At 71.8% G+C, this 912-nt stretch carries 1 protein-coding gene and 1 tRNA gene; both read left to right on the top strand.

Translation table 11 applies throughout. The annotated features are described in order from the left end of the window. Positions 1-675 (top strand): MerR family transcriptional regulator (locus GL263_RS27295; protein ID WP_228456875.1); only part of this gene is annotated, 675 nt, incomplete at its 5' end. Between the two features lie 164 nt (positions 676-839). Then, positions 840-912, top strand: a tRNA-Met gene (locus GL263_RS27290).

Here is a 912-nt window from a genome sequence, read left to right as displayed (position 1 = left end):
GAACTGAGCGAGCGGGCGGGCGTGCCGGTGCCGACGATCAAGTACTACCTGCGGGAGGGCTTGCTGCCGCCCGGGCGTCGCACCAGCCCCAACCAGGCGCGGTACGACGATTCGCACCTCGGACGCCTCCGGCTGATCCGGGCGTTGACGCAGGTCGGGGGCCTTCCGGTGGCGGACGCGAAGATCGTGCTGGATGCCGTCGACGACCCGGACCGCACCCCGCACAAGGTGCTGGGGGCGGCGCAGCGCGGGCTCACGGCGGACTACGCGGTCGGCTCCGAGGAGGACCTGGCGCGGGCCCGGCGGGTCGTCGCCGATCTGATCGAGCGGCGGGGATGGCGGGTCTCCGCCCAGGGAACCCCCGCACACGCACTCGCCGCCGTGCTGGCGACGATGCGCGAGACGGGGCTTGAGACCTTCGAGGGGCGACTCGACGAGTACGCGGAGGCAAGTGAACGGATCGCCGCCGCGGACGTGGCCGGAACGGTGGATGAGTCCGACCTGGAGGCGACCGTGATGAGGGTCGTCCTGGGGACGCTGCTCGGTGACGCCGCGCTCGCCGCGCTCCGGCGGCTGGCACAGGCGGACGCCTCCGCTCGACACTATGGTCACGGGGGGCCCGCGCCTGCGGCAGGCGGGGTGGACGACGAGGCCGGAGCTTCGCGCGGGTGCTGACCGTCGTGGCGTGGCGGGGCGGGGCGGTAGTGGCGTGGGTCACTTTCTTGGTCTGAAGCCTTCTCCGGCAAGGGAGTTGGGGGTTCTCGCGGCGGCCGGCCCCTGGTGTGGCGGTAACCGATTTCCCATCGGGGGGTGTGATGGCGTACGGTCGGTACTACCGACGCGGGGTGGAGCAGCTCGGTAGCTCGCTGGGCTCATAACCCAGAGGTCGCAGGTTCAAATCCTGTCCCCGCT

The sequence above is a fragment of the Streptomyces durbertensis genome (genome assembly GCF_014156695.1).
Taxonomy (GTDB): Bacteria; Actinomycetota; Actinomycetes; order Streptomycetales; family Streptomycetaceae; genus Streptomyces; species Streptomyces durbertensis.
This window is presented reverse-complemented; position numbering and strand designations above follow the sequence as displayed.